Annotated in this window: 21 protein-coding genes; 6 read left to right on the top strand and 15 right to left on the bottom strand. The window is 75.5% G+C overall.

What is annotated here, in order from left to right:
- Positions 1-28: 28 nt before the first annotated feature.
- The gene (locus tag ACYVKY_RS16890) at positions 29-328 is read right to left on the bottom strand and encodes a DUF4193 domain-containing protein (protein ID WP_460436145.1); all 300 of its coding nucleotides are present in this window, start codon (positions 326-328) and stop codon (positions 29-31) included.
- A 428-nt stretch (positions 329-756) separates the two neighbouring features.
- Here ACYVKY_RS16890 and ACYVKY_RS16885 point away from each other — a divergent pair, with 428 nt between their 5' ends.
- A complete protein-coding gene (locus ACYVKY_RS16885; protein ID WP_460436144.1) occupies positions 757-1,041 on the top strand; it encodes a hypothetical protein in 285 nt (94 codons plus the stop codon).
- 24 nt (positions 1,042-1,065) lie between these two features.
- Here the strand turns inward: ACYVKY_RS16885 and ACYVKY_RS16880 are convergent, their stop codons facing one another.
- Genes ACYVKY_RS16880 through ACYVKY_RS16870 form a run of 3 tightly spaced genes read right to left on the bottom strand, consistent with a single transcriptional unit; the run spans position 1,066 to position 3,615 of the window.
- Positions 1,066-1,899, bottom strand: a complete 834-nt coding sequence (locus ACYVKY_RS16880; protein WP_460436143.1) for an inositol monophosphatase family protein — start codon at positions 1,897-1,899, stop codon at positions 1,066-1,068.
- On the bottom strand, positions 1,896-2,969 hold the full coding sequence (locus ACYVKY_RS16875; RefSeq protein ID WP_460436142.1) for a ferrochelatase: 1,074 nt from the start codon (positions 2,967-2,969) through the stop codon (positions 1,896-1,898). The genes ACYVKY_RS16880 and ACYVKY_RS16875 overlap by 4 nt, the downstream gene beginning before the upstream one ends.
- 37 nt (positions 2,970-3,006) lie before the next feature.
- Positions 3,007-3,615 carry a trimeric intracellular cation channel family protein gene (locus ACYVKY_RS16870; RefSeq protein ID WP_460436141.1) on the bottom strand — a complete coding sequence of 203 codons (609 nt, stop codon included), beginning with the start codon at positions 3,613-3,615 and terminating at the stop codon, positions 3,007-3,009.
- Positions 3,616-3,739: 124 nt separating this feature from the next.
- Here ACYVKY_RS16870 and sepH point away from each other — a divergent pair, with 124 nt between their 5' ends.
- Positions 3,740-4,924 (top strand): septation protein SepH, encoded by a 1,185-nt coding sequence (sepH, locus tag ACYVKY_RS16865; protein ID WP_460436140.1) that lies wholly within the window; start codon positions 3,740-3,742, stop codon positions 4,922-4,924.
- Positions 4,925-4,945: 21 nt separating this feature from the next.
- Here sepH and ACYVKY_RS16860 read toward each other — a convergent pair whose 3' ends face one another.
- From ACYVKY_RS16860 to ACYVKY_RS16840, 5 genes are read right to left on the bottom strand one after another with little or no spacing between them, the layout of a single operon-like run.
- A complete protein-coding gene (locus tag ACYVKY_RS16860; protein ID WP_460436139.1) occupies positions 4,946-5,641 on the bottom strand; it encodes a thymidine kinase in 696 nt (231 codons plus the stop codon).
- A gap of 36 nt (positions 5,642-5,677) precedes the next feature.
- Positions 5,678-6,841 (bottom strand): alkaline phosphatase family protein, encoded by a 1,164-nt coding sequence (locus ACYVKY_RS16855; RefSeq protein ID WP_460436138.1) that lies wholly within the window; start codon positions 6,839-6,841, stop codon positions 5,678-5,680.
- Positions 6,838-7,485, bottom strand: a complete 648-nt coding sequence (locus ACYVKY_RS16850) for a DUF5998 family protein (protein ID WP_460436137.1) — start codon at positions 7,483-7,485, stop codon at positions 6,838-6,840. The genes ACYVKY_RS16855 and ACYVKY_RS16850 overlap by 4 nt, the downstream gene beginning before the upstream one ends.
- Positions 7,486-7,519: 34 nt before the next feature.
- On the bottom strand, positions 7,520-10,198 hold the full coding sequence (locus tag ACYVKY_RS16845) for a bifunctional acetate--CoA ligase family protein/GNAT family N-acetyltransferase (protein ID WP_460436136.1): 2,679 nt from the start codon (positions 10,196-10,198) through the stop codon (positions 7,520-7,522).
- 49 nt (positions 10,199-10,247) lie between these two features.
- Complete coding sequence (locus ACYVKY_RS16840) at positions 10,248-10,493, bottom strand: hypothetical protein (RefSeq protein ID WP_460436135.1); 246 nt, start codon at positions 10,491-10,493, stop codon at positions 10,248-10,250.
- 152 nt (positions 10,494-10,645) lie between these two features.
- On the opposite strand from ACYVKY_RS16840, the gene ACYVKY_RS16835 reads away from it, so the two are divergent.
- The gene (locus ACYVKY_RS16835; protein ID WP_460436134.1) at positions 10,646-11,275 is read left to right on the top strand and encodes a nitroreductase family protein; all 630 of its coding nucleotides are present in this window, start codon (positions 10,646-10,648) and stop codon (positions 11,273-11,275) included.
- On the opposite strand, the gene ACYVKY_RS16830 is transcribed toward ACYVKY_RS16835, so the two are convergent.
- Both ACYVKY_RS16830 and ACYVKY_RS16825 read right to left on the bottom strand, forming a co-directional pair.
- Positions 11,254-12,687 (bottom strand): Tat pathway signal sequence domain protein, encoded by a 1,434-nt coding sequence (locus tag ACYVKY_RS16830; RefSeq protein WP_460436133.1) that lies wholly within the window; start codon positions 12,685-12,687, stop codon positions 11,254-11,256. The two genes, ACYVKY_RS16835 and ACYVKY_RS16830, sit on opposite strands and share 22 nt — an antisense overlap.
- Before the next feature lie 95 nt (positions 12,688-12,782).
- Positions 12,783-14,435 (bottom strand): hydrolase CocE/NonD family protein, encoded by a 1,653-nt coding sequence (locus ACYVKY_RS16825; protein WP_460436132.1) that lies wholly within the window; start codon positions 14,433-14,435, stop codon positions 12,783-12,785.
- 206 nt (positions 14,436-14,641) lie between these two features.
- On the opposite strand from ACYVKY_RS16825, the gene ACYVKY_RS16820 reads away from it, so the two are divergent.
- Positions 14,642-17,092 (top strand): DNA gyrase/topoisomerase IV subunit A, encoded by a 2,451-nt coding sequence (locus ACYVKY_RS16820; protein ID WP_460436131.1) that lies wholly within the window; start codon positions 14,642-14,644, stop codon positions 17,090-17,092.
- A 9-nt stretch (positions 17,093-17,101) separates the two neighbouring features.
- On the opposite strand, the gene ACYVKY_RS16815 is transcribed toward ACYVKY_RS16820, so the two are convergent.
- From ACYVKY_RS16815 to ACYVKY_RS16805, 3 genes are read right to left on the bottom strand one after another with little or no spacing between them, the layout of a single operon-like run.
- On the bottom strand, positions 17,102-17,638 hold the full coding sequence (locus ACYVKY_RS16815) for a GNAT family N-acetyltransferase (protein ID WP_460436130.1): 537 nt from the start codon (positions 17,636-17,638) through the stop codon (positions 17,102-17,104).
- Positions 17,625-18,677 (bottom strand): GNAT family N-acetyltransferase, encoded by a 1,053-nt coding sequence (locus tag ACYVKY_RS16810; protein WP_460436129.1) that lies wholly within the window; start codon positions 18,675-18,677, stop codon positions 17,625-17,627. Before ACYVKY_RS16810 ends, ACYVKY_RS16815 begins: the two co-directional genes overlap by 14 nt.
- A gap of 44 nt (positions 18,678-18,721) precedes the next feature.
- Positions 18,722-20,161, bottom strand: a complete 1,440-nt coding sequence (locus ACYVKY_RS16805; RefSeq protein ID WP_460436162.1) for an APC family permease — start codon at positions 20,159-20,161, stop codon at positions 18,722-18,724.
- Between the two features lie 177 nt (positions 20,162-20,338).
- Between ACYVKY_RS16805 and helR the strand changes: the two genes are divergently transcribed.
- Positions 20,339-22,585 carry a HelD family protein gene (gene helR / locus ACYVKY_RS16800; RefSeq protein ID WP_460436128.1) on the top strand — a complete coding sequence of 749 codons (2,247 nt, stop codon included), beginning with the start codon at positions 20,339-20,341 and terminating at the stop codon, positions 22,583-22,585.
- On the opposite strand, the gene ACYVKY_RS16795 is transcribed toward helR, so the two are convergent.
- Positions 22,572-23,006, bottom strand: a complete 435-nt coding sequence (locus ACYVKY_RS16795; RefSeq protein ID WP_460436161.1) for a DUF6194 family protein — start codon at positions 23,004-23,006, stop codon at positions 22,572-22,574. The genes helR and ACYVKY_RS16795 overlap by 14 nt on opposite strands.
- A 93-nt stretch (positions 23,007-23,099) precedes the next feature.
- Here ACYVKY_RS16795 and ACYVKY_RS16790 point away from each other — a divergent pair.
- Positions 23,100-23,402 (top strand): MerR family DNA-binding transcriptional regulator (locus ACYVKY_RS16790; RefSeq protein WP_460436127.1); only part of this gene is annotated, 303 nt, incomplete at its 3' end.

Raw genomic sequence — 23,402 nt, 5'->3', positions numbered from 1 at the left:
GCTGGTCGCACGCCGCCCGGGTGGTGGATCAGGCCGCGCACTCCTTGCAGATCATCCGGCCGTTCTTGTCGCTGGCCAGCTGGCTGCGGTGGTGCACGAGGAAGCAGCTCGAGCAGGTGAACTCGTCGGCCTGGCGCGGGAGCACCCGCACCGACAGCTCCTCGTTGCTGAGGTCGGCGCCGGGGAGCTCGAAGCCCTCCGCCGCCTCCGTCTCGTCCTCGTCGACCTTGCCCGAGTTCTTGTCGACGCGGCGGGCCTTGAGCTCCTCGAGCGAGTCCTCGTTGAGGTCGTCGTCGGTCTTGCGCGGCGCGTCGTAGTCGGTCGCCATGGGTTCGTCACGCTCCGGTGGTCGTGGTTCGGTGCTGCGCGTGCAGGGTGCTCGTGCGCTGGTTCTGGGTGCGTCGCACCGGTGGTCCGTGGGCTGGGGTGGGCGGCCTGACCGGTGGAGCGCATGCGTAACGTCGCACGCCGCCCGTTTGTGCCCGCGGCACGGACACGCCGTCGGCCGTGCGTCGTGGGCAGCGCGCTGGATTGTGCACCACGACGACCGGTCGCCGCACGCGGGGGGTCCGCGGCGCGTCGCGCCGCCACGCGCTGTGAGGCCGCTCACCCCGTCCGGCGCAGAGCCGCGTCGGCGTCATCGGACCGTCACGTGCGTCGCGTAGGGTGCCCGGTGTCGAGCGCGATCCGGGACGAATCGCCCAGGATCGTTCGGGGAGCGGCCGGCAGGCCGCGCGACGGAAGGTGGGTGCGCCCATGAGCGAGTTCTCCGCAGAGCTGACCGGACGGGCCGAGCAGGCCCTGGCCTCGCTGCGCGATGCCACCGCGGCGGGCGACGACTACCTGGTGGGCGTCCTGGTGGGCGAGCTGCAGTCGCTGACGCGGCTGGCCGACGACCACGGCATCGAGCTGGCGGCGGTGAGCGCCGAGCTGGAGCGGCACGGCGTGCCGACCGACCTCGAGCTGCCCGAGGGCGAGCCGTCGCCGACCGGGCCCATCGTGCTCGACCCGGAGGCCACCCAGCAGGCACCCGTCGCCTGAGGCCGCGGCCCCGCACCGACGGGGTCAGTCGCGGTCGGCGCCGAGCTCGTCGAGCCGGCGCGCCAGCACGTCGTGCAGGCGCGGTGCGGCCGCCACGACGAGGTCCGCGCTCGGGTGCAGCCCGCGCGCACCGGTCACCCGGGCCCCGGCCTCGCGCGCCACGAGCGAGCCGGCCGCCTGGTCCCACGGCGCCAGCCCGCGCTCGTAGTAGGCGTCGAGCCGTCCCGACGCCACGGCGCACAGGTCGAGCGAGGCGGCCCCGGCGCGGCGGATGTCGCGCACGTCGGGCAGCAGCGCGGCCACCACCTGCGCCTGCCGGCGGCGTCGCTCGCGGACGTAGCCGAACCCGGTGCCGACCAGGGCGACGTCGAGCCCGACCTCCTGCGGCCCGCGCACCGGCCGGCCGTCGAGGAACGCACCGGTGCCGGCGCCCGCCGTCCAGGTCTCCCCGGTCGCCGGGTTGTGCACGCAGCCCGCCAGCACCGTCCACCCCGCCGGGTCCGGCTGGCCGCTCACGACCGCCACGCTGATCGCGTAGGACGGGATGCCGTACAAGTAGTTGACGGTGCCGTCGATCGGGTCGACCACCCAGGTCAGGCCGCTCGTGCCGGGCCGCAGCCCGCCCTCCTCCCCCAGCACGCCGTCGTCGGGGCGGGCGGCGAGCAGGTGCCGCAGCAGCAGCGCCTCGGCGGCCGTGTCCATCGCGGTCACGACGTCGACGGGGCTGGTCTTGGTCGACTCCACCTCGAGGGCGTCGGGCCGCTCGTCGCGGACCAGGTCGCCCGCGGCGCGGGCCGCCTGCTCGGCGAGCGCGACCAGGTCGGCGACCGGGACGTCGGGCTGCTCCGGTGCGCTCACCGCGAGGCCCCGCAGGCGGCCGGCTGCTCGCCGCGCAGGTTGGGACAGCACCCGACCGGGCAGGCGTCGTGCACCGACGGCAGGCCCGGCAGCGCGGCGGCCGGCGCGGGCGCGACGCCCGTGCGGTGCAGCACGAGGTCGACCAGGGACGACACGAACGCGGGGTCGGTGCCGACCGTGCCCGCTCGGACGACCTGCAGCCCGAGCTCCTCACCCGTGGCGGCGGCCTCGGTGTCGAGGTCGTAGACGACCTCCATGTGGTCGCTGACGAAGCCGATCGGTGCGAGCACGACCGACCGGACGCCCCGGGCGTGCAGGTCGCGCAGGTGGTCGTTGACGTCGGGCTCGAGCCACGGCTGGGTCGGCGGCCCGGAGCGGCTGCAGTAGACCAGGTCCCACCCGTCGGCGCCGACCTCGTCGGCCACCCGCGCGGCGACCCCCTCGTGCTGCGCGACGTACGCCCCGCCGTCCGGACCGGCCGTGTCGGCCATCGCCGTCGGGATCGAGTGCGTGACGAAGACGAGCCGGGACGGCTGCTCGGTCACCCGCTGCAGCGCGGCGCGGACGGCGTCGGCGTTGCCCTGCACGAACCCCGTGGACCCGGCGTACCGCTGCACCTGGTCGACCTCGAGCTCGCGCCCCTCCTCGGCCAGCTCGGCGAGGGAGCGGGCGACGTCCTCGCGGTACTGCCGGCAGCCGGAGTAGGACGAGTAGGCGCTGGTGGTGAGGACGAGCACCCGCCGCGCCCCGGCCTCGTGCGCCTCGCGGAGCGCGTCGGTGAGGTAGGGCTCCCAGTTCCGGTTGCCCCACACCACGGGCAGGTCGACGCCGCGCCCGGCGAGCTCGGCCCGCAGGGCGGCGAGCAGGGCCTTGTTCTGGTCGTTGATCGGGCTGCGGCCGCCGAACCCGTAGTAGTGCTCGCCGACCTCGGCGAGCCGTTCGTCCGGGATGTTCTTGCCGCGGGTGACGTTGCGCAGGAACGGGACGACGTCCTCCGGCTGCTCCGGGCCGCCGAACGAGAGCAGCACGAGGACGTCGTGGCGGGGGGTGACCTGGTCGGCGTCGGGCATGGGCCCATCGTCCCCCACGCCCTCGGCACCCGCCGCGTCAGTCCCCCCGCGGGACGGGCGCCGTCACGTTGAACCGCAGGGCGAACAGCCGCAGCCCGCTCACCAGCAGCGCGACCCCGACCGCGGGTGCCGGGCCGTCGACCCCGGCGCGCCACAGCAGCGCGTACGCGAGCGCGCCGACCAGTGCCGGGGTGGCGTAGAGCTCGGTGCGGGTGAGCACCTGCGGCACCTCGCCGGTGAGCAGGTCGCGCACCACGCCGCCGCCGATGCCGGTGAGCATGCCGACCAGCACGGCCGAGGTGAGCGGCGCGCCGAGCTCGAGCGCCTTGAGCGTGCCCGCGACGACGAACACCCCGAGCCCGAGGGCGTCGAGCACCAGCACCGAGCGCCGCAGCGCGCTCATCCGCGGGTGCAGCCAGAACGTCACCAGCCCGGCCGCGCAGGCGGCCGCGAGCAGCCGGGGGTCGCTCACGCCGACGGGCGGGACGGCGCCGATGAGCACGTCGCGCAGCACCCCGCCGCCGAGGCCGGCGCAGCAGGCCAGGACGAGCACCCCGAACAGGTCGAAGCGGTGCCGCACGGCCGCCAGCCCGCCGGAGAGCGCGAACACGAACACGCCCACCAGGTCGAGGATCAGCAGCGCCACGACGACGAGGGTAGGGCCGCTGCGCGGGTGCGCCGACGGCCCGTCGTGGCGCGCCGGGGCGGCTCCGGGGACGGGGGCGGCGGCGGGCCTACAGTGGCCGGACGACTTGCGAGGGAGTGGCTCCATGGACGACGTCGAGCTGGTCGGCGTGCACGACGACGGCGAGCACCTCGTGCTCGCCGGGCCCGACGGTTCGCGGTACCTGCTGGCCATCGACGAGCCCCTGCGGGCGGCGGTGCGCCGCGACCGCGCGCGCCTCGGCCAGCTGCAGATCGCGATGGGGTCGGGCCTGCGGCCCAAGGAGATCCAGGCCCGCATCCGGGCCGGCATGAGCGCCGACGAGGTCGCCGAGCTCGCCGGCCTCCCCCTCGAGCACGTGCTGCGCTACGAGGGCCCGGTGGTGGCCGAGCGGCGGCACGTCGCCGACCGCGCGCGCGCCACCGTGGTGCACCGCTCCGGCGGCGCGTCCGGCACCCCGCTCGACGACCTGGTCGCCCAGCGCATGCGCGCCCGCGGCGTCGACGGCGAGCGCGACTGGGACGCCTGGCGCGAGGAAGTGGGCACCTGGCTGGTGCAGGTGGCGTTCACGGCCGGCGGGCGCGCGCGCACCGCGCAGTGGCGCTTCGACCTCGCCGGCGCGCACCTGGAGCCGGTCGACGACGAGGCGCGCTGGCTCAGCGCCCGCACCGACCAGGACCCCGGCCCGCTCGGCGGACGCCGGCTCGCCGCGGTCACCGCGCAGGAGAAGGTCTACGACGTCGAGGCCGACGGCGGGGTGCGCCCGGCCGACGACGAGCAGGAGCCTGCCCGGCCGCCGCGCGAGCGCACGGTCGAGCTGCTCGACGCGCTGCGCGGTCGCCGCGGACGCCGCCAGCCCCTCGCCGACCCCGACACCGAGGCCGTGCAGGGCGACCTGGTCGACGAGCTGCTGCAGGACGCCGCGCCTCCGGGGGACGACCCGGACGAGGACCCGGACGAGCGGTTCGACGACCCGCCGCCCGCGCACCCGCCGGCGTCGCGCCCGGAGGAGGCGGTCGACGCCGAGATCCTCGCGCTGCCCGGCCGTCCCGAGGACGACGAGCCGGCGCGGCCGGCCGGGTCGGGGACGGACGCGGGCACCGGCGACGCCGACCGGCACGACGAGCCCGCGCAGGACGAGCCCGTGCAGGACGGGCCCGTGCAGGACGGGCCCGTGCAGGACGGGCCCGCGCAGGACGGGCCCCGGCGCCCGGCGCGTGCCCGGGCCAAGCCGCGGCGGGCGAGCGTCCCGAGCTGGGACGACATCGTCTTCGGGTCGAAGAAGGACTGACCGACCCGCTCGACGCGACCGCTACGCGCGCGGCGCGGGCGCGTCCGGCGGCGGCGCGACCGCGCACACGTCGAGGTCGAACGGCAGCACGTCCGGCGACATCGCGGCGGCGCGGGCGGCCTGGGCGGTCATCCGGCGCATGTGGTGCCGACGGCACAGCACCTCGTACCCGACGACGCCGGTGACCTGGTCGACGTCGCCGACCACCACCTGCTCGCCCTCCACGACCATGATCCCGTCGAGGGTGCGGGCGTTGTGGGTGGCGCGGGCGCCGCACCAGCACAGCGCCTCGACCTGCAGCACCTGGGTGCGGTCGGCCAGCTCGAGCAGCCGCTGCGAGCCCGGGAACAGCCGGGTGCGGAAGTCGGCGGTGATGCCGAACGCGAAGACGTCGACGCCGAGGTCGTCGACGACGCGCGCGAGCTCGTCGACCTGCTCGGGCGTGTAGAACTGCGCCTCGTCGCAGATCAGGTAGTCGACCCGGCGACCGCCCATCCGGTGGCGCGCGACCTCGGCCCAGAAGTCGGTGGCGTCGGTGACCTCGATCGCCGCGGTGTGCAGCCCGAGCCGGCTCGACAGCACGGCCTCCCCCGCCCGGTCGTACCGGGTGAAGATCAGCCCGTCGCGTCCGCGGACGCCGTGGTTGTGCGCCATCTGCAGCGCCAGGGTCGACTTCCCGCAGTCCATCGTCCCGGAGAAGAACACGAGCTCGGCCACGAGGGACCATCCTGCCCGATCACCGGGCGGACGAGGTCATCCGCCCGGCGGGCGCACCAGGAGGGGGACGGCCACCTCGTCGCGGGTGCGGGCGCCGTGCATGCCGACCAGCCCCAGCAGCTCGGGCCGCTGCACCCGCGAGTCGTGCACGGTGCGGCTGCCGGTGGCGGCGACGACGACGTCGCCGATGCGCCCCAGGACGTGCGGGGCGACGGGTCCGAACCAGCCGTCGGCGACGGCGCGCTCGCGCAGCACCACCTCGAAGTCGGGCAGCTCGGCGGCCCAGCGCGCGGCGACGGCCTCGGCGGTGCCCGGCTCGCAGTGCAGCATCGGCGCGCGCGGCTCCCCGCCGGTGAGCCGCACGTCGCGCGCGAGCAGCCGCTCCAGCGCGGTGCCGGTGCCGTCGGCGCCGGCGGCGAGGTCGAGCCGGGCGTCGGCGGGGACGTCGACCATGCCGTGGTCGGCGGTCACCAGCAGGAGGGCGTCGGCGGGCAGCCGGGCGGCGAGGGTGCGCACGGCGAGGTCGACCGCCTCGAGCTCCTCGGTCCAGGCCGCGGACCCGCAGCCGTGCACGTGCCCGACCTTGTCGACGTCGCCCCAGTAGACGTAGACGAGCGTGCGCGGCGCGCTGCGGACGGCGGCCGCGGCGGCGTCGACCCGGGCGTCGAGCGAGGACGCCGCGACGAACCGCGCCCCGCGCAGGGCGGCCTCGGTGAGCCCGGAGCCCTGGAAGAAGCCGGGGCCGATCTGCACCGCCTCGACGCCCTGGCCCACCAGCTGCTCGAAGACCGGCGGGCGCGGCTGCCAGCGGCGGGGGTCGGGTCCGTCGTCCCACGACAGCTCGTTCAGCAGCACGCCGCGGTCGGGGTCGAGCACCTGGTACCCGACCATGCCGTGCTCGCCGGCGAGGCGCCCGGTGCCGAAGGTGCCCATCGAGGTGGCCGTGGTGGAGGGGAAGCCGACGTCGAGCCGGTGCCCGTGCCCACGCAGGGAGGTGAGGTACGGGGCGTGACCGGCGCGGCGCGCGAGCAGCTCCTCCCCCAGGCCGTCGACCAGCAGCACGACCACCCGGTCGGCGGTCGGCAGCACCAGGGCGGGCGGCCCGGCGTCCTCGAGGGTGGCGCCCAGGGAGGCGGCCGCGGCGGGTAGCACGTCGGACAGCCCCGGCGGCGCGCCCGCCGGTGCGTCGGGCGCGGTCACGCGTGGGCGGTGGCGCCGGAGGGACCCGCGCCGGTCGCGGCCGACAGCGCCCGCGCGAAGGCGAGCGCGTCGACGACGGCGTCGCCGCCCTCGGCCGCCCGAGACACCCGCAGCACCACGTCGTCGGTGGCCATCGTCCCCGTGTAGCCGTGGTCGGCCTCGCAGTCGGGGTCGCCGCAGGTGGCCGGCTCGAGGTCCATGCGGTGCACCGAGCCCCACCCGATGGTCAGGCTGAGCTCGTCGGGCGCGGTTCCCGCGCGGTGCTGCGCGGGGTCGGCGACGACGTGCTGCAGGACGACCGAGCGCACCGCGTGCAGCGGGACGGCCTCGGTCGAGGCGCTCGCGTAGGCGGTGGGCGACAGGTCGTCCGGTCCGTGGTCGTCGACGTGGGCGGTCACCAGCCGGGTGGGCGTGACGACCAGCACCGTGACGTGGCGCCGCACCTCCTGGGCGTCGAACGTCGTCTCCTGGTGCACGAGGTGCGCGTGCACCGGCTCGCCGGCGACGGCGGTGGCGACGACCTGCTCGACCAGGCCCGGGTAGTAGCCGGCCAGCTCGATGCCGCGCCGGACCTCGGCGGGCAGCTCGGTCGCGTGCACGCCGTCCGGGGGCGGCGTGGGTCGGCGGGGCGTCATGGACGGCATCCTCGCACCACCGGCCGGGCGGGGAGCGAGGTGCTCACAGCGCGCGCCGGGTGCCGGTGTCGCGGCGGTCGGGCGGGCGAGTGAGTCGCACCCGCGCCCACAGCGGCGCGACGGTCGCCTGCCCGACGACGACGGGGTCGAGCACGAGCTCGGCCACCTCCGGCAGGTCCTCGGCGAGCCGCGACACGCGGGCGAGCAGGTCCTCCAGGCCGGCGACGTGCAGCGCGGGGGTGCTGCGGTACCCGAACAGCCGGGGCGAGGCCTTCACCGAGCGGACGAGGTCGTGCACGTCGACGTCGGTGAGCGGCGGGATGCGGTGCGCCACGTCGTCGAGCAGGTCGACGGCGTCGCCGGCGAGGCCGAACGACACGATCGGCCCGAACAGCGGGTCCTCGAGGGCGCGCACCACGACCGGCACGCCGCTCGGCGCCATCGGCTGCACCAGGAAACCCGTGCCGGCGGCGGGGTCGTCGGTGGCAGCGAGCATCGCGGCGACGTCGCGCCGCAGCGCCGGTGCGTCGGGCACGCCGAGCCGCACGCCGACCAGGTCGCGCCGCTCCCGCAGGGTCTTGTCGGCGTACTTCACGGCCACCGGCCACCCGAGCCGGTCGCCGGCCCCGACGGCGTCGTCCGGGGTGGTGACGTGCTCGGTGGGCCACAGGTCGATGCCGTACGCCCGCAGCAGCGCGGCCGTGCCCGTCGCGCCGAGCGTGAGCGGCTCGGCGTCGTCGGCCCCGGTGCCCGACAGCGCCTCCTCGACGACGATGCGCGCGGCCAGCGGGTCGGTGCCCGGCGGGTCGACGGGCGTGCCCGGGTCGCGCCGGCGCCAGCGCGCGTAGCGGGTGACGGCGGCGAGCGCGCGGACGGCGTCCTCGGGCGTCGGGTAGGCCGGCACGGTCTGCGTCCCCCGCATGCCCTCGTGGGTGACCTCGCGCAGCCCGACGAAGCAGGCGAGCGTCGTCTTGCCCGAGCCCGCCGACACCTCGGCGACCGAGCGGACCACGTCGGCGTCGATGGCCGCGACGGGCGGGACGAAGCTGACGACGACCGCGTCCGCGTCCGGGTTCGAGAACGTCTGCTGCAGCGCGGATCTGAACGTCGCGGCGTCGGCCTCGGGCTCGACGGTCACCGGGTCGCCCGCGAGCTCGAGGTCCCAGCTCTGCAGCGCGTCGGCCACCAGGGCGGCGAGCGCGTCGGAGTTGGTGACCACCCCGATGCGCTCGCCCTGCGGGAGCGGCTGGTGAGCGAGCAGCTGCGCCACGTCGAACATCTGGTGGATGTTCTCGGTGCGGACGACCCCCGCCTGGCGCAGCATCGCCTCGAACGCGCCGCGGGGGGCGTTCGAGCTGCGCACCACGTGGCCCGCCGGGACGCCGTACCCGCTCGTCCCCGACTTCACCACCACGACCGGCTTCACCCGCGACAGGCGCCGGGCGACGCGGGAGAACTTGCGCGGGTTGCCCATGCTCTCGAGGTAGAGGCAGACGACGTCGGTGCGCGGGTCGTCCTCCCAGAACTGCATCAGGTCGTTGCCCGAGACGTCGGCGCGGTTGCCCGCCGACACCAGCGCCGAGACCCCGAGGCCGCGCCGGGCGGCCGAGTTCAGGACCGCGACGCCGAGCGCGCCCGACTGGCTGAACAGGCCGAGCCGCCCGGACGCCGGCATCCGCGGCGCCAGCGACGCGTTCAGCGCCACCGCCTCGTCGGTGTTGATGACGCCGAAGGAGTTCGGCCCGACGACCCGCAGGCCGTGCGCCCGCGCCGTGCGCACGAGGTCGGCCTGCAGCCGCGCGCCGTCGGCGCCGCGCTCGGCGAACCCGACCGAGACGACGACGACGCCGCGTGCCCCGGCCTGCGCGCACTGGGCGAGGACGTCGGACACCAGCGGCGCGGGGACGGCGATGACGGCCAGGTCGACGGGGGCGCCGATCGCCGCGACGTCGGGGTAGGCGCGCAGCCCGAGCACCTCGGTGGCGCTGGGGTGCACGGGGTGGACCTGGCCGGTGAAGCCGCCGTCGACGAGGTGCTGGAGCAGCTCGTGGCCGATCCGGCCCGGGGTGGTGCTCGCCCCGACGACGGCCACCGAGCGCGGGGTGAGCAGCGCGGCGATGCTGGCCGCCTCGGCGCGGTGCTCGCGCGCCGCCATCACCGCCATCGACCGCTCGGTGGGGTCGATGTCGAACGCGACCGCGATGACGCCGTCGTCGAACCGGTTGCTCACCTCGTAGCCGGCGTCTCGGAAGACGCCGACCATCTTGCGGTTCTGCGGCAGCACCTCGGCCTCGAACCGCTGGATGCCGCGCTCGCGTGCCGCCGCCGCGAGGTGCTCGAGCAGCACCGAGCCCAGGCCGCGGCCCTGGTGGTGGTCGGAGATGTTGAAGGCGACCTCGGCCGTGCGCCGGCCGGTGCGGTCGTACCGGCCGACGCCCACGATGCGCCCGGCGACCACCGCGACGATCGCGACCCGGTCGACGTGGTCGACGGTGGTGAACCGCGTCAGGTCGCGCTCGGACAGCCGCGGCATCGGCGCGAAGAACCGCAGGTAGACCGACTCCGGCGACTGCGCGAGGTGGAACTCCTGCAGCGCGTCGGCGTCCTGCGGCGTGATCGGCCGCAGGTGGGCGGTCCCGCCGTCGCGCAGGACGACGTCGGCGGCCCAGTGGGCCGGGTAGGCGGGGTCGGCCGGGGTCGTCGCGGCGGTCTCCTCGGCCATGCGGGCAGCCTAGGGCGTGGCCGCCCGCGCGGCCGAGGTCGTGCCGGCGTCAGGCGGTGCGCAGAGCCGGCCGCTTGAAGGACTGCACGATGGCGCCCACCGGGAAGAGGGCCGCGAGCGGGAAGACCAGGATCTCCTCGCCCGGCCACAGCAGCAGGTAGGCGGTGTAGACGAGGCCGGCCACGCCGGTCAGCAGCATCGCCCAACGACGGTGGGGCCGGATGGCGCCGACGACGATCGCGGCGATGCTGGCGAGCGGCACGGTGACGAGCGTGAGCAGGAGCAGGTTGTCCATGGTGGAGGTCCCCCGAGGAAGCGCGCGCAGGAGGACCCGGTGTCCCCCCGTCGACCGAGAACGGTAGGGACCGAACCGCGCCCCTCGTGGGGTTTTCGACCGACGTGCACCCGTCCGGGTGGCGGCGTCGCACCGCGTGGCACGCTGGCGCGATGGAGCTGCGCGAGGTGGTCCGGCGTCGGCGGATGGTGCGGGCGTACGACCCCGACCGCCCCGTCCCGCGCGAGGTGGTCGACCGGCTGCTCGAGCACGCGGTGCGGGCGCCGTCGGCGGGCTTCTCGCAGGGGTGGGACTTCCTGGTGCTGGAGTCGGCGGAGGACCGGAACCGCTACTGGCGCAGCACCTCCGGCGACGTCGACGCGCCGGACGGCTGGCTGGGCCGGATGATGACGGCGCCGCTGCTCGTGGTGTGCCTGAGCCACAAGCAGGCCTACCTCGATCGCTACGCCGAGCCCGACAAGCCGTGGCAGGACCGCGACGAGGCGCACTGGCCGGTGCCCTACTGGGACGTCGACACGGGCATGGCGGCGCTGCTCATGCTGCTGACCGCCGTCGACGAGGGCCTCGGCGGCTGCTTCTTCGGCGTCGGCGACACCGCCGCGATCGCCTCGTTCCGCGCGGCGTTCGGCGTGCCCGACTCGCGGCTGCCGGTCGGCGTGGTCAGCGTCGGCTACCCCGCCGCCGACCGCCGCAGCCCGAGCCTGCGCCGCGGCCGGCGCGAGCCCACCCAGGTCGCCCACGCCGGCCGCTTCGGCACCCCCTACCCGAGCCCGCGGGGCTGATAGGGGTTGGCCGAGGTGCCCGCCATGACGTACCAGCTGGTCGCGCCGACGTGCTGCACCTGGAAGTAGCCGAACCCGAACCCGCTGTCGATCAGCGACGACGCCGCGACCAGGCCGGAGGCGGCGGGCAGCGGGTTGCCGCCCATCACCTGGCCCTGCCCGACGCCGGCCTGCACGGCCCGCACCTGGGCGAGCTGGGCGTCCAGCTGCTGCCGGTCGGTGCGGCCGCCGCGGCGGTCGGCCCAGGCGCACGCCAGCTGGGCCGTCCCCTCCAGCCAGACGCCGTCCTGGTGCACCGGCAGGCCGTTGTACGACGCGGTCGAGGTGAGGCTGTCGGTGCTGAACGTGACGCCGTCGACCGAGAAGCCCTGCGGCAGCTGGCTGTTGCCCTGGCCGGCGACGTCGGTGGTGCGCAGCGCGGTGTCGGCCCAGTCGAGGGCGGTCGACGCGCGGTCGTCGCGCAGCGCGAGCCAGCCCCAGGTCTGCGGGTCGAGCGGTACGGGGTCGCGGTTGATCTCGGTGCCGTCGTCGCTGCCGGTCCAGAACCAGCCGTCGTCCTCCGACCACATCCGGTCGACGAAGTCGCGGGCGTGCTGCGCGAGCTCGAGCCAGCTGCGGTCCCGGGTGGCCTTGTGCAGCAGGCCGAAGAACGCGAGCACGTCGATGTTGTGCTCGGTCGACCAGGCCTGCACCTTGGCGTCGGCGGCGTCCTTGCCGAACTGGTAGCCGCCCAGAGGCGTGGTGCCGTAGGCGTTGTCGACGATCCAGCGGCCGATGCGCAGCGCGGCGTCGAGGTACTTCCGACGTCCGGTCGCCGCGTGCAGCTGCACCAGGGCGATGCCCGGCCAGGCCATGTCGCCGACGGCCGTGCCGAGGAAGCCGAACTGCCACCCGATGTTGGCGGCGCCGTCCGGCAGGACGAGGCCGTACGGCTGCGGGTTGCCGTCGTAGAACACGTACGGCCCGACGTTGTACGCCTGCCGCAGCCGCCCGTCCGCGTAGCCGGGGTCGTGCTCCATCGCGTACACCAGGCCGTCGGCGAGCGGCCGCGCGGCCCACGCCCGTCCGGCCGCGAGGTGGGCGCAGATCGCCAGCGCGTTGTCGTAGACGAACGCGGTGCTGAACAGGCCGAGCTCGTCGGCGTAGCTCTGCGCGAGGCGCGGGCCCGGGTTGACGGCCGGGTACGCGTTCCCGGCGACGTCGAGGAACGCCAGCGCCGCGCGCACCGACTGCCGCGCGGTGCCGTCGGCCGGCAGCGACGGCCGCCCCGGTCCCGGCGCGGCGGCAGCCGGACCCGCGACCAGGCCGAGGCCGCCGCCGGCGGCGAGCGCGAGGGCCGCCGACACCACCGTCCGGCGGGAGTGGGTGCGGGCCAGGGGCGCTGCGGGCTGCCGGGCGTCGTCGAGCGGCATGGTCGTCCTCCATCGGTGTCGGCTGAGGAGAGTGTGGGAGCGCTCCCAGGTCGTGTCAACGGTTCCGGTCGAGCCGGCCCGGCGCGCCGCCGTCCTCAGCCGCGCGGGACGTCGAGCGCCGGGTCGGCCCCCGGCGTGAACGCGACCGACGTGCCGGCCACCGACGTCGACCGGTAGCGGGGGTCGACGCCGTCGACGACCAGCACGACGTGGTGCCCTGGGGCCACCCGCCAGCTGGTCGGTTCGAGCTCGAGGTCGACCGCGGTGGTGCCCGCGCCCACCGTCAGCGGCTTGTGCGTCATCAGGGCGCCGGTGCCCCACGGGTCGACGTCGTAGAGGTAGGCGAACAGCGTCGTCCGCGACGCCTGCGGCCGGACGTCGAACCGCACCCGCGGGGTGCCCTGCACCGTCGTCGTCGACGCCTGCCGCGCGGTGTACCAGACCATCGCGCCGGACCGGTCGACCAGCGGGATCGACGCCGTCGTGGGCAGGCCGATCCCCTGCAGGACGCCCGACACCAGGACGGTGCCGCTGTCGGCGACGGTGAGGCGGCGGGCGGCCACCGAGCGCGTCCAGCCGGCCGGGGCACCGGCGACGGCGTCACCGGTGGGCAGGGGGTTGCGCCAGCTCGTGACGTGCGGGCCGAGGTCGAGCGCCTGGGTCGAGGCGGTGGCGGCCGCCCAGTCCGGGTACGACGTCCAGCCGCCGGTGTTCGCGGTCTGCAGCCGCACCGGCGGCTCGTCGTCGATGCCGGTCTCGGCGCCCACGACGTGCTCGCCGACCCAGCGCCCCACCGAGTCCCACGTCTCGTCCGGCAGGCCGACCGCACCCGGCAGCTCGGCCGTCGCGTGGTCGCCGGGCGCGAGCTCGAGCCGCTTCGGGCCGGTCAGGGCGCCGTACAGGTCGATCATCTGCGAGGGCGGGAAGATCCCGTCGGTCCACGCGTGCGCGATCAGCACCGCCGTGCCGTTCGCGTTGAGCCGGTCGACCTTGGTCGCGGCCGAGCGCGACGGCGCGAACTCCAGCACCGGCGCGAAGTCGCCTGTCAGGTAGGCGCGCTGGGCGGCCCGCAGCTCGGGTCCGGCGCGACCGGTGAACAGCGCCGAGGTCAGCAGCAGCGCCGCCGCCTGCTCGCTGATCGTCCCGTTCGGCAGCAGGGACGCCTCGAGGTCGGCCCAGCCGCTCATCGCGGCGACGGCGTCGACCCGGTCGTCCTCGGCGGCGGTGAGCAGGCTGATGCCCGCGCCGTAGGAGATGCCCAGCATCCCGACCCGCTCGACGTCGGCGCCCTGCGTCGCCACGGCCCAGTCGAGGAGCTCGCTCGCGTCGGCGACGTCGCGCGGACCGGCCACCTGGATCCGGCCGCCGCTCTCCCAGAACCCGCGCGAGGTGTACGAGACCACGACCACGCCGCGCTCGGCCGCGAGGCGCGCTCCCCCGCCGACGTACTCGAGGCTGTTCAGCGCCCAGCTCGACGGCGCGAGCACCAGCGGGTGCGGGCCCGGTCCGTGCCCGGTCGGGGTCAGCACGACCGCCGACAGCGCCACGCCGTCGGACATCGTCACCCGGTGCGCGGCGACGGAGACGCCGGCCGCCTCGGCGGCCGGGCGGGCGGCGGACGTCTGCACCGACGACGGGACGTCGGGGACGGCCGACGAGGCGGGCGCGGCCGCGACCAGCGGGGCGAGCAGCGCCGCAGCCGCGGCGGCCACCCAGACGGGACGACGGACGGGACGACGAACGGGCACGGCGGTTCCTTCCACCCCGGGGAGCGCTCCGTCGCGCCCCCGCGCGGCTCGACCCCACCAGAAGTGACCCACCGGTAACAACGGGTGTGACCCGTCTCACACCGATCTGTCCGTTTCGCGCCGGCACGAGCCGAGGCCGGCGACGCCCGGACCCGCGCCCGCGTGGCGGTGCCCGGACCGTCGGCGCCGCTTGGGAGGATCAGGGCATGGCCCGCCGCTCCACCCCGTCGCCCCCTCCGTCCGACTTCACCGAGCACGTCGTCGACGTCGACGTCTCGGCGGAGATGCAGGACTCGTTCCTCGAGTACGCCTACTCGGTCATCTACTCGCGCGCCCTGCCGGACGCGCGCGACGGCCTCAAGCCGGTGCAGCGGCGCATCCTGTACTCGATGGCCGACATGGGCCTGCGTCCCGACCGCGGGCACGTGAAGTGCTCGCGCGTGGTCGGCGAGGTGATGGGCAAGCTGCACCCCCACGGCGACGCCCCGATCTACGACGCCCTGGTCCGCATGGCGCAGCCGTTCTCGCTGCGGCTGCCGCTGGTCGACGGCCACGGCAACTTCGGCTCGCTCGACGACGGGCCGGCCGCCCCGCGCTACACCGAGGCCCGGCTCGCGCCGGCCGCGCTGGAGATGACCGGCGGCCTCGACGAGGACGTCGTCGACTTCGTCCCCAACTACGACAACCAGCTGACCCAGCCCGAGGTGCTGCCGTCCGCGTTCCCGAACCTGCTGGTGAACGGGGCGTCCGGCATCGCGGTGGGCATGGCGACGAACATGGCGCCCCACAACCTGGTCGAGGTCGTCTCCGCCGCACGGCACCTGATCAGGAAGCCCACGGCGACGCTCGACGAGCTGATGCGCTTCGTCCCCGGCCCGGACCTGCCCGGCGGCGGCAAGATCGTCGGGCTCGACGGCATCCGCGACGCCTACGCCACCGGGCGCGGCACGTTCCGCACCCGTGCGACCACCCGCGTCGAGAGCATCACCGCCCGCCGCAAGGGCATCGTGGTCACCGAGCTGCCGTACACGGTCGGTCCCGAGAAGGTGATCGAGAAGATCAAGGACGCCGTGCAGAGCAAGAAGCTGCAGGGGGTCTCGGCCGTCACCGACCTCACCGACCGCCACCACGGCCTGCGGCTCGTGATCGAGGTGAAGACCGGCTTCAACCCCGACGCCGTGCTCGAGCAGCTCTACCGGCTCACGCCGATGGAGGACACCTTCGGCATCAACAACGTCTGCCTCGTCGAGGGGCAGCCGCGCACGCTCGGCCTCAAGGAGCTGCTCGAGGTCTACGTGGCGCACCGGCTCGACGTCGTGCGGCGGCGCACCACGTTCCGGCTCGGCAAGCGGCGCGAGCGGCTGCACCTGGTCGAGGGCCTGCTCGTCGCGATCCTCGACATCGACGAGGTCATCGGGGTCATCCGCAGCAGCGACGACGCCGAGGCCGCGCGCGGCCGGCTGATGCAGGTCTTCGACCTGTCCGAGCCGCAGGCCGAGTACATCCTCGAGCTGCGCCTGCGCCGGCTGACGAAGTTCTCGCGGGTCGAGCTCGAGGCCGAGCGCGACCAGCTGCAGGCCCAGATCGCCGAGCTCGAGCAGATCCTCGGCGACGAGCAGCGGCTGCGCACCGTCGTGTCCGACGAGCTCGCGCAGGTCGCGAAGACCTACGGCACGCCGCGCCGCACCGTGCTGCTCGAGGGTTCCGGCCAGGCCACCACCCGCGCGTCCGCCACCCCCCTCGAGGTGAGCGACGACCCGTGCTGGGTGCTGCTGTCGGCCACCGGCCTGCTCGCCCGCACCGGTACCGACGAGCCCCCGGCGCCGCCGGTCGAGGGCGAGCGCTCCGCGCACGACGTCGTGGTGTCCCGCGTGCGCACCACCGCGCGCGGCCAGGTCGGCGTCGTCACCTCGGCCGGGCGGCTGCTGCGGCTCGGCGTGGTCGACGTGCCGGCGGTCCCGCCGACCGCCGGCGCGCTGTCGCTGTCGGGGGGCGGACCGCTCAGCGAGTACGTCACCCTCGAGCAGGGCGAGCGCGTCGTCGCCCTCGCCTCGCTCGACGCCGAGGGCGGCCTCGCGGTCGGCACGGCGTCCGGCGTGGTCAAGCGGGTGGTCGCCGACCACCCCGCACGCGAGTCGTACGAGGTCATCGGGCTCAAGGACGGCGACGAGGTCGTCGGCGCCGTCGACCTGCCTGCCGCGCAGGCCGACTCGGCCGAGCTGGTGTTCGTCACCTCCGACGCGCAGCTGCTGCGCTTCCCGGCCTCCGCGGTCCGCCCGCAGGGTCGCGCCGCGGGCGGCATGGCCGGTGTGCGCCTCGCCGCCGGCGCCCGCGTGGTGTGGTTCGGCGTCGTGACGCCCGGCGACGCCGATGTCGTCGTCACGGTCGCCGGGTCGTCGTCCGCGCTGCCCGGCACCGAGGCGGGCACGGCGAAGGTGACGCCGTTCACCGAGTACCCGGCCAAGGGCCGCGGCACCGGCGGCGTGCGCTGCCACCGCTTCCTGCGGGGCGAGGACCAGCTGGCCCTGGCCTGGGTGGGGCCCGCGCCGGCGCGGGGCACCGCGTCGTCCGGGTCGCCGGTCGAGCTGCCGCCCGCCACCGGGCGCCGCGACGGCTCGGGCACCCCGCTCGCCCAGCCGCTGCACGCGATCGGTTGAGCCGGGGCCTCAGCGCTCGGACGCCTCCGGGCGGTCCTCGCGCAGCAGCCCCATCAGCACCTCGTCGACGTAGTCGCCTCGCACCCAGGCGCTCTCGCGCAGGCGGCCCTCCTCGACGAAGCCCACGCGCGCGTAGCTGGTGAGCGCCGCCGTGTTCACGGCGAGCGTGCGCAGGTGCACGCGGCGCAGGTTGAGGCGGGTGAACGCGAACTCGACCAGCACCCGCAGCGCGTCGGTGCCGAGGCCGCGCCCGCGCGCCTCGGCGAGCAGCGCGATGCCCACCTCGGCCGAGCGGGCGAGCGGGTCGACGCCGAACAGCCCGACGAACCCGGCGACCCTGCCGTCGTGCTCGACCACCCAGGTCTGGTCGGTGCCGGGGTCGGTCTGCCGCCGCGCGAACCGCTCGTCGTACTCCTCGCGGGTCAGGGGACGCGGCGCGCCCGGCTCGCGCTCCTCCCACGAGTCGAGGTCGGCCGCGAGCTGGTAGAGCACGTCGGCGTCGGCCGCGGTGCGCGGCCGCAGCTGCACCCGCTCACCCCGCAGCACTGCCGCTGCCCTCGACCGTCCAGGTGACGAGGGTGTGCTCGACCTCGTACCCCATGCCCTCGTACAGGCGCAGCGCGCCGGACGCGTTGCCGGTGTCGACCCCGAGGCCGGCCTTCTGCATGCCGTCGGCGGCGAAGGCGCGCATGGCGGCCGCCAGCAGCGCCGGTGCGAGCCCGCGGCCGCGCCAGTCCGGACGGACCCCGAGCAGACCGGTCCACCCCTGGGTGTAGCCCTGCGCGTCCCAGTCCTGGGTGTACGCGTTCGACAGGGTGTACGCGGCCACCGCCGGGCGGGCGTGCTCGTCCCGCTCCGGGTCGAGCACGACGAAAGACCAGTCGCGGCGGGCGTTCTTGTGGCCGATGCCGAACTGCTGCCACCCCTCCGGGTCGCGAGGCTGCGACCCCCAGTGGCCTGCGAACGCCTCGTTGTGCGCCAGCCGGACCGCGTCGTCGAGGTCCTCGGTCCACGGCTCGAGCCGCAGGGGGGCGGGCACCGCCAGGTCGGGCACGGGGGGCGCGCCCGCGGTGGTGAGCTCGCGGACCATCTCGTGGTGCCAGCGGACCGCGGTGAAGCCGAGCCGCTCGGCCAGCGCGCTGTTGGCGCGCAGCCGCTCCGGGTGGCTGAGCGAGACGCGCCACGGCAGGGCCGGCGCCCCCTCGCGCTCCTGCTCGGCCCACGCCCACCGCGACTGGTCGCGCTGCCAGCGCAGCAGCTCGCGCCCGATCCCGCGCCCGCGCCAGTCGGGGTGCACGCCGCCGAACAGGAAGGAGCGGCGCAGGGTCTCGCCCGGCATCAGGTCCTGCAGACCGAACGCGCGCGGCGTCCCGTCGGGGTCCAGCCCGACCAGGGAGTCGCGCACCGGGTCCTTGTGCGAGCCGACGGTCAGCTCCTCGAGCAGGTCGTCGGCGTCGAACCGCTCGGTGGCGTCGTCGGCGTGCTCGATCGCCTGCTGGAGCGCGTGCCAGGCGGGCACGTCGTCCGGGGTCAGCGGCCGCCAGGTGAGGCCGAGGTCGGACGAGGGCAGCGCTGGTCGGTCCACGGCGGTGACGCTAGCCGCGCCCGCCGACGGCGGCGAGCGAGTTGTCAGCCGGACAGGTCGCTCGGGTCGCGCATGAACGTCCGCTTCGCGTACACGGCGCGGTTGACCGACCACGTGACGGCCCACAGCACCACGCCGAGCACGAGCAGCGCACCGGCGATCTCGTACTGGTCGACCGGGCGGCCCGACAGCGGCGTCACCAGGTACAGGCACACCACCGCGCCGAGCACCGGCATCACGGTCGGGGTCACGAAGTGCTCGTGGTCGACCCGGTTGCGCCGCAGCCGCAGCACCGCGACGTTCACGACGGCGAACACGGCGAGCAGCAGCAGCGAGGTGGTGCCGCCGAGCAGCGAGATCGCGTCGTCGCTGGCGAACGAGACGTAGGTGATCAGGCAGAACGCGAGCGCGGTGGTGAACAGGATCGCCACCCACGGCGTGCGCCGGGTCGGGTGCACCTTGGCGAGCGGGGGCGGCAGCACCTCCTGCTTGGCCATGCCGTAGAGCAGCCGGCTCGCCATCAGCATGTTGATCAGCGCCGAGTTCGCGACGGCGAACATCGAGATGAACGGCAGCACGTCGGCCGTCGGGAAGCCCGGCGCCCCGGCCTCGACCACCGACACCAGCGGGGTGTCGCTGCCGGCGAGCTCGCCGAGCGGCACCAGCGCCACCGCGCAGATCGACACCAGCACGTAGATGATGCCGGTGATGGTCAGGCCGGTGAGCATCACCTTCGGGAAGATGCGCGAGGGGTCCTTGGTCTCCTCGGCCATGTTCACCGAGTCCTCGAACCCGACCATCGCGAAGAAGGCGAGCGACGTCGCCGTCGTCACCGCGAGGAACACGTTCTTGTCGTCCGGCGTCTCGAACGCCACGACCTGCGACCAGTCCGCGCGACCGGCGGTGATCGCGAACAGACCGACCACGATGACGAGCGCGAGGCCGGACAGCTCGACGAGGGTCAGGACCACGTTGGCCTTGACGCTCTCGCCGACGCCGCGGAAGTTCACCAGCATCACCAGCGCCATGAAGCCCAGCGCGACGCCGAGGACGAGACCCGGTGCGGGCTCGTCCATCCCGATGCCCTTGGCCAGGTTCGCCGCGAACGCGCGCGAGGCCGTCGAGGCCGAGGTGATGCCCGAGCACATCACGGTGAAGCAGATCAGGAAGGTGACGAAGTGGATGCCGAACGCCTTGTGCGTGTACAGCGCGGCGCCCGCCGCCTGCGGGTACTTCGTCACGAGCTCGAGGTAGGAGAACGCGGTCAGCAGCGCCACCCCGAACGCGACGAGGAACGGCACCCAGGCCGCACCCCCGACCTCGGCCGCGACCTGGCCGGTGAGGGCGTAGATGCCCGTGCCGAGGATGTCGCCGACGATGAACAGCAGCAGCAGCTTCGGCCCCATCACCCGCTTGAGCTCGGGCTGCTCGTCCACCGCGGCGGCGGCCCCGCCCGCCCCGGACGACTTGCTCAGGTCGGCCATCACGCGCTCCCCTCGTCGCACCCGCCGTCGGGCGCTGCGGGGTCACTGTCCTCCCGCACGAGGGCACGCACAACCGCCCACGCCGTGATCGAGGGGGACGGGGAGGGCGCGCGCTCCTCCTCCGTTCTCAACGTATAGCGCGTCCGGGGGCTTGCGGCAAGACCCCGGTGGGGCCCGATGATCGTCGGCCGCCACCACCACCGCACCCGACCCCGAGGACGTGAACCGCTGTCTCTCACCGTGTTCGACCTGCCCGCTCGACTCTCGGCCAAGGCCGACCCCGCTCTCGTCGGCGCCGACGAGGCCCACCTGTCCGACGTCGCGCGCACCCTCGCCGACTCGGTCGCCGACCTGCAGCAGCGCCTCGACGACGCACGCCGCGCACCCGCCCGCTCCGGCCAGCAGGCGCTCGACCGCGACCAGGAGGTGCACCGCCTCACCGCGCGCCTGCGCGCGCTCGGCCGGTTCGGCGCCGACCTGTGCCTCGGGCGCATGGTGCCGGCGGACGGCGGTGAGCCGCTGTACGTCGGCCGGCTCGGCCTCACCGACCGCTCCGGGCGGCGGCTGCTGCTCGACTGGCGCTCCCCCGCCGCCGAACCCTTCTTCGGCGCGACCCACGCCGAGCCGATGGGGCTGTCCAGCAGACGCCGGTACCGCTGGGACGCGGGCCCCGGCGGCGCGGCCCGCGTGACCGACTACTGGGACGAGGTGTTCACACCCGACGGCCTCGAGGGCCGCGCCGCGCTCGACGACCAGTCCGCCTTCGTGGCGAGCCTCGGTGGGGCACGCACCACGCGGATGCGCGACGTGCTGGCGACCATCGCCGCCGACCAGGACGCGATCGTGCGGGCGCCCTCGAGGGGCGCGCTGGTCGTCGACGGCGGGCCGGGCACCGGCAAGACCGTCGTGGCGCTGCACCGCACGGCCTACCTGCTGTACGCCGACCCGCGGCTCGGCCACCGCCGGGGCGGCGTGCTCGTCGTCGGACCGCACGAGCCCTACCTCGCCTACGTGTCCGACGTGCTGCCGAGCCTCGGCGAGGAGGGCGTGCGCACCTGCACGCTGCGCGACCTCGTCCCCGAGGGAGCGGCGGCGGAGCCCGAGCGCGACCCGCGGGTCGCCGCCCTGAAGGCGACGGTCGCGATGGTCGGCGCGGTGGAGGCGGCGGTGCGGTTCTACGAGCGGCCGCCCACGTCGGCGCTCGTGGTCAGCACCCCGTGGGTCGACCTGCGGCTGACGCCGGACGACTGGGCCGAGGCGTTCGCGGCACCCACGCCCGGGACGCCGCACGCCGAGGCCCGCTCGCAGGTGTGGGACGAGCTGCTGGAGATCCTGTCGGCCCGGTACGAGGAGCGCGTGGAGGACGAGGACGTCGACGACGCCGTCGAGGCCGACGCGCTCCGGGCGCACCTGCGCCGCCACCGCGGGCTGGTCGACGCGGTCGAGCGGGCCTGGCCGCTGCTCGAGGCGACCGACCTGGTGGGCGACCTGTGGACCGTGCCTGCCTACCTGCGCCTGTGCGCACCGTGGCTCGAGCCGGAGCAGGTGCGGCTGCTGCAGCGCGAGGACCCCTCCGCCTGGACGGTCAGCGACCTCCCCCTGCTGGACGCCGCGCGGCAGCGGCTCGGCGACACCTCGGTCGACCGCCGTCGGGACCGGCACGCGTCGCGCCTGGCCGCCGAGCGCGCCGAGATGGACCGGGTGGTCGAGCACCTGGTCGCCTCCGACGACTCGGAGATGCAGGTGATGTCGATGCTGCGGCTCGACGACGCCCGCAGCGTGCTCGTCGACGCCGCCGACCACGACGCCCCCGACCCGGACGCCCTTGCCGGGCCGTTCGCGCACGTCGTGGTCGACGAGGCGCAGGAGCTCACCGACGCGGAGTGGCAGATGCTGCTGCTGCGCTGCCCGTCCCGGAGCCTGACCGTCGTCGGCGACCGCGCGCAGGCGCGCGAGGGGTTCGCGGAGTCGTGGCGCGAGCGGCTCGCCCGCGTCGGTCTCGACCGGGTCGGGGTCGCCGGCCTGACGCTGAACTACCGGACGCCGAGGGAGGTCATGGCCGAGGCCGAGCCGGTGATCCGCGCGGTGCTGCCCGACGCGGCGGTCCCGACGTCCGTGCGCTCGAGCGGCGTGCCGGTGCGCCACGGGCACGTCGACGAGCTCGACACGGTGCTCGCCGGCTGGCTCGCCGCGCACGACGAGGGCGTGGCCTGCGTCGTCGGCGGTGCCGAGCGGGTCGAGGGCGCCCTCGTCGACGGCGAGCGCGTCCGCTCGCTGACCCCGCGGACCGCCAAGGGGCTCGAGTTCGACCTGGTCGTGCTCGTCGACCCCGACCGGTTCGGCGACGGCGTCGCCGGCGCGGTCGACCGCTACGTGGCGATGACCCGGGCGACGCAGGAGCTGGTCGTGCTCACGAGCGCCTGAGGCGGCGCGCCCGGGCGTCGGCGTGCGCCTGCCGCAGCATCGCCTCGACCCGCCCGCGGGTCCGCTCCCCCGGCTCGACGACGGCGGCCCAGCCCAGGTCGCCGTAGACCGGGTGCCGCAGCACGACGTCGCGCGCGGTCGGGTCCTCCGGTCCGTCGACGAGGTCGTCCAGGGCCGCGCGACCCACGTGCACGTTGACGCGGAACGCACCGGGCCGACCCAGGTCGGACGACGGCTCCCCCGGGTAGTCCTTGGTCACCACGGTGGCGAAGGGCTGCCCGGGCGGCAGCAGGCCGTCGGGCGCCTCGTAGAAGAACAGGTCGCCCCACGCCACCTCGGGCGTCCCGTCGCCCTCCTGGGGGCGCAGCACGAGCACGCCGCCGAGGGCCTGCACGAAGGCGTCGATCTCGTCGGTGGTCATCGGTCCGGGTGCGGTCGATCCGGTCGTCATGCGCTCCAGCGTGGCACTCACGCCGTTGTGGAGGGCGCGGCGCCGGCCGTAGGCTCGGCCGGGATGGGAACCCTCCACGACGGCCTGCGGACGGCCGACGTCGCGCGCCGGTCCGGCTGGTCGGTGCAGCAGGTGCGCGACCTCGAGGCGGAGGGCGTGCTGCCCGCCGCCACCCGCACCTCGAACGGCTACCGGACGTGGGACGGGCGGCACGTGGCGGCCGCGACCGCGTACCGGCACCTGTCGACCGCGCTCGGCCCGGCACGGGCCGCCGACCTGCTGCGGACGGCCTGCACGGCCGGCGCCGTGCCCGCGCTGCGGCTGCTCGTCGCGGCGCACGCCGCCCTGCACGCCCAGCGCCTCGCC

Source organism: Angustibacter speluncae, assembly GCF_054777815.1.
This window is presented reverse-complemented; position numbering and strand designations above follow the sequence as displayed.

What these genes read in the sequence shown, in the direction of transcription:
- ACYVKY_RS16890 (WP_460436145.1), bottom strand. Translation starts at nt 328, where the DNA reads ATGGCGACCGACTACGACGCGCCGCGCAAGACCGACGACGACCTCAAC.
- ACYVKY_RS16885 (WP_460436144.1), top strand. Translation starts at nt 757, where the DNA reads ATGAGCGAGTTCTCCGCAGAGCTGACCGGACGGGCCGAGCAGGCCCTG.
- ACYVKY_RS16875 (WP_460436142.1), bottom strand. Translation starts at nt 2,969, where the DNA reads ATGCCCGACGCCGACCAGGTCACCCCCCGCCACGACGTCCTCGTGCTG.
- sepH (WP_460436140.1), top strand. Translation starts at nt 3,740, where the DNA reads ATGGACGACGTCGAGCTGGTCGGCGTGCACGACGACGGCGAGCACCTC.
- ACYVKY_RS16850 (WP_460436137.1), bottom strand. Translation starts at nt 7,485, where the DNA reads ATGCCGTCCATGACGCCCCGCCGACCCACGCCGCCCCCGGACGGCGTG.
- ACYVKY_RS16845 (WP_460436136.1), bottom strand. Translation starts at nt 10,198, where the DNA reads ATGGCCGAGGAGACCGCCGCGACGACCCCGGCCGACCCCGCCTACCCG.
- ACYVKY_RS16840 (WP_460436135.1), bottom strand. Translation starts at nt 10,493, where the DNA reads ATGGACAACCTGCTCCTGCTCACGCTCGTCACCGTGCCGCTCGCCAGC.
- ACYVKY_RS16835 (WP_460436134.1), top strand. Translation starts at nt 10,646, where the DNA reads ATGGAGCTGCGCGAGGTGGTCCGGCGTCGGCGGATGGTGCGGGCGTAC.
- ACYVKY_RS16830 (WP_460436133.1), bottom strand. Translation starts at nt 12,687, where the DNA reads ATGCCGCTCGACGACGCCCGGCAGCCCGCAGCGCCCCTGGCCCGCACC.
- ACYVKY_RS16820 (WP_460436131.1), top strand. Translation starts at nt 14,642, where the DNA reads ATGGCCCGCCGCTCCACCCCGTCGCCCCCTCCGTCCGACTTCACCGAG.
- ACYVKY_RS16805 (WP_460436162.1), bottom strand. Translation starts at nt 20,161, where the DNA reads ATGGCCGACCTGAGCAAGTCGTCCGGGGCGGGCGGGGCCGCCGCCGCG.
- helR (WP_460436128.1), top strand. Translation starts at nt 20,339, where the DNA reads ATGATCGTCGGCCGCCACCACCACCGCACCCGACCCCGAGGACGTGAA.
- ACYVKY_RS16795 (WP_460436161.1), bottom strand. Translation starts at nt 23,006, where the DNA reads ATGACCACCGACGAGATCGACGCCTTCGTGCAGGCCCTCGGCGGCGTG.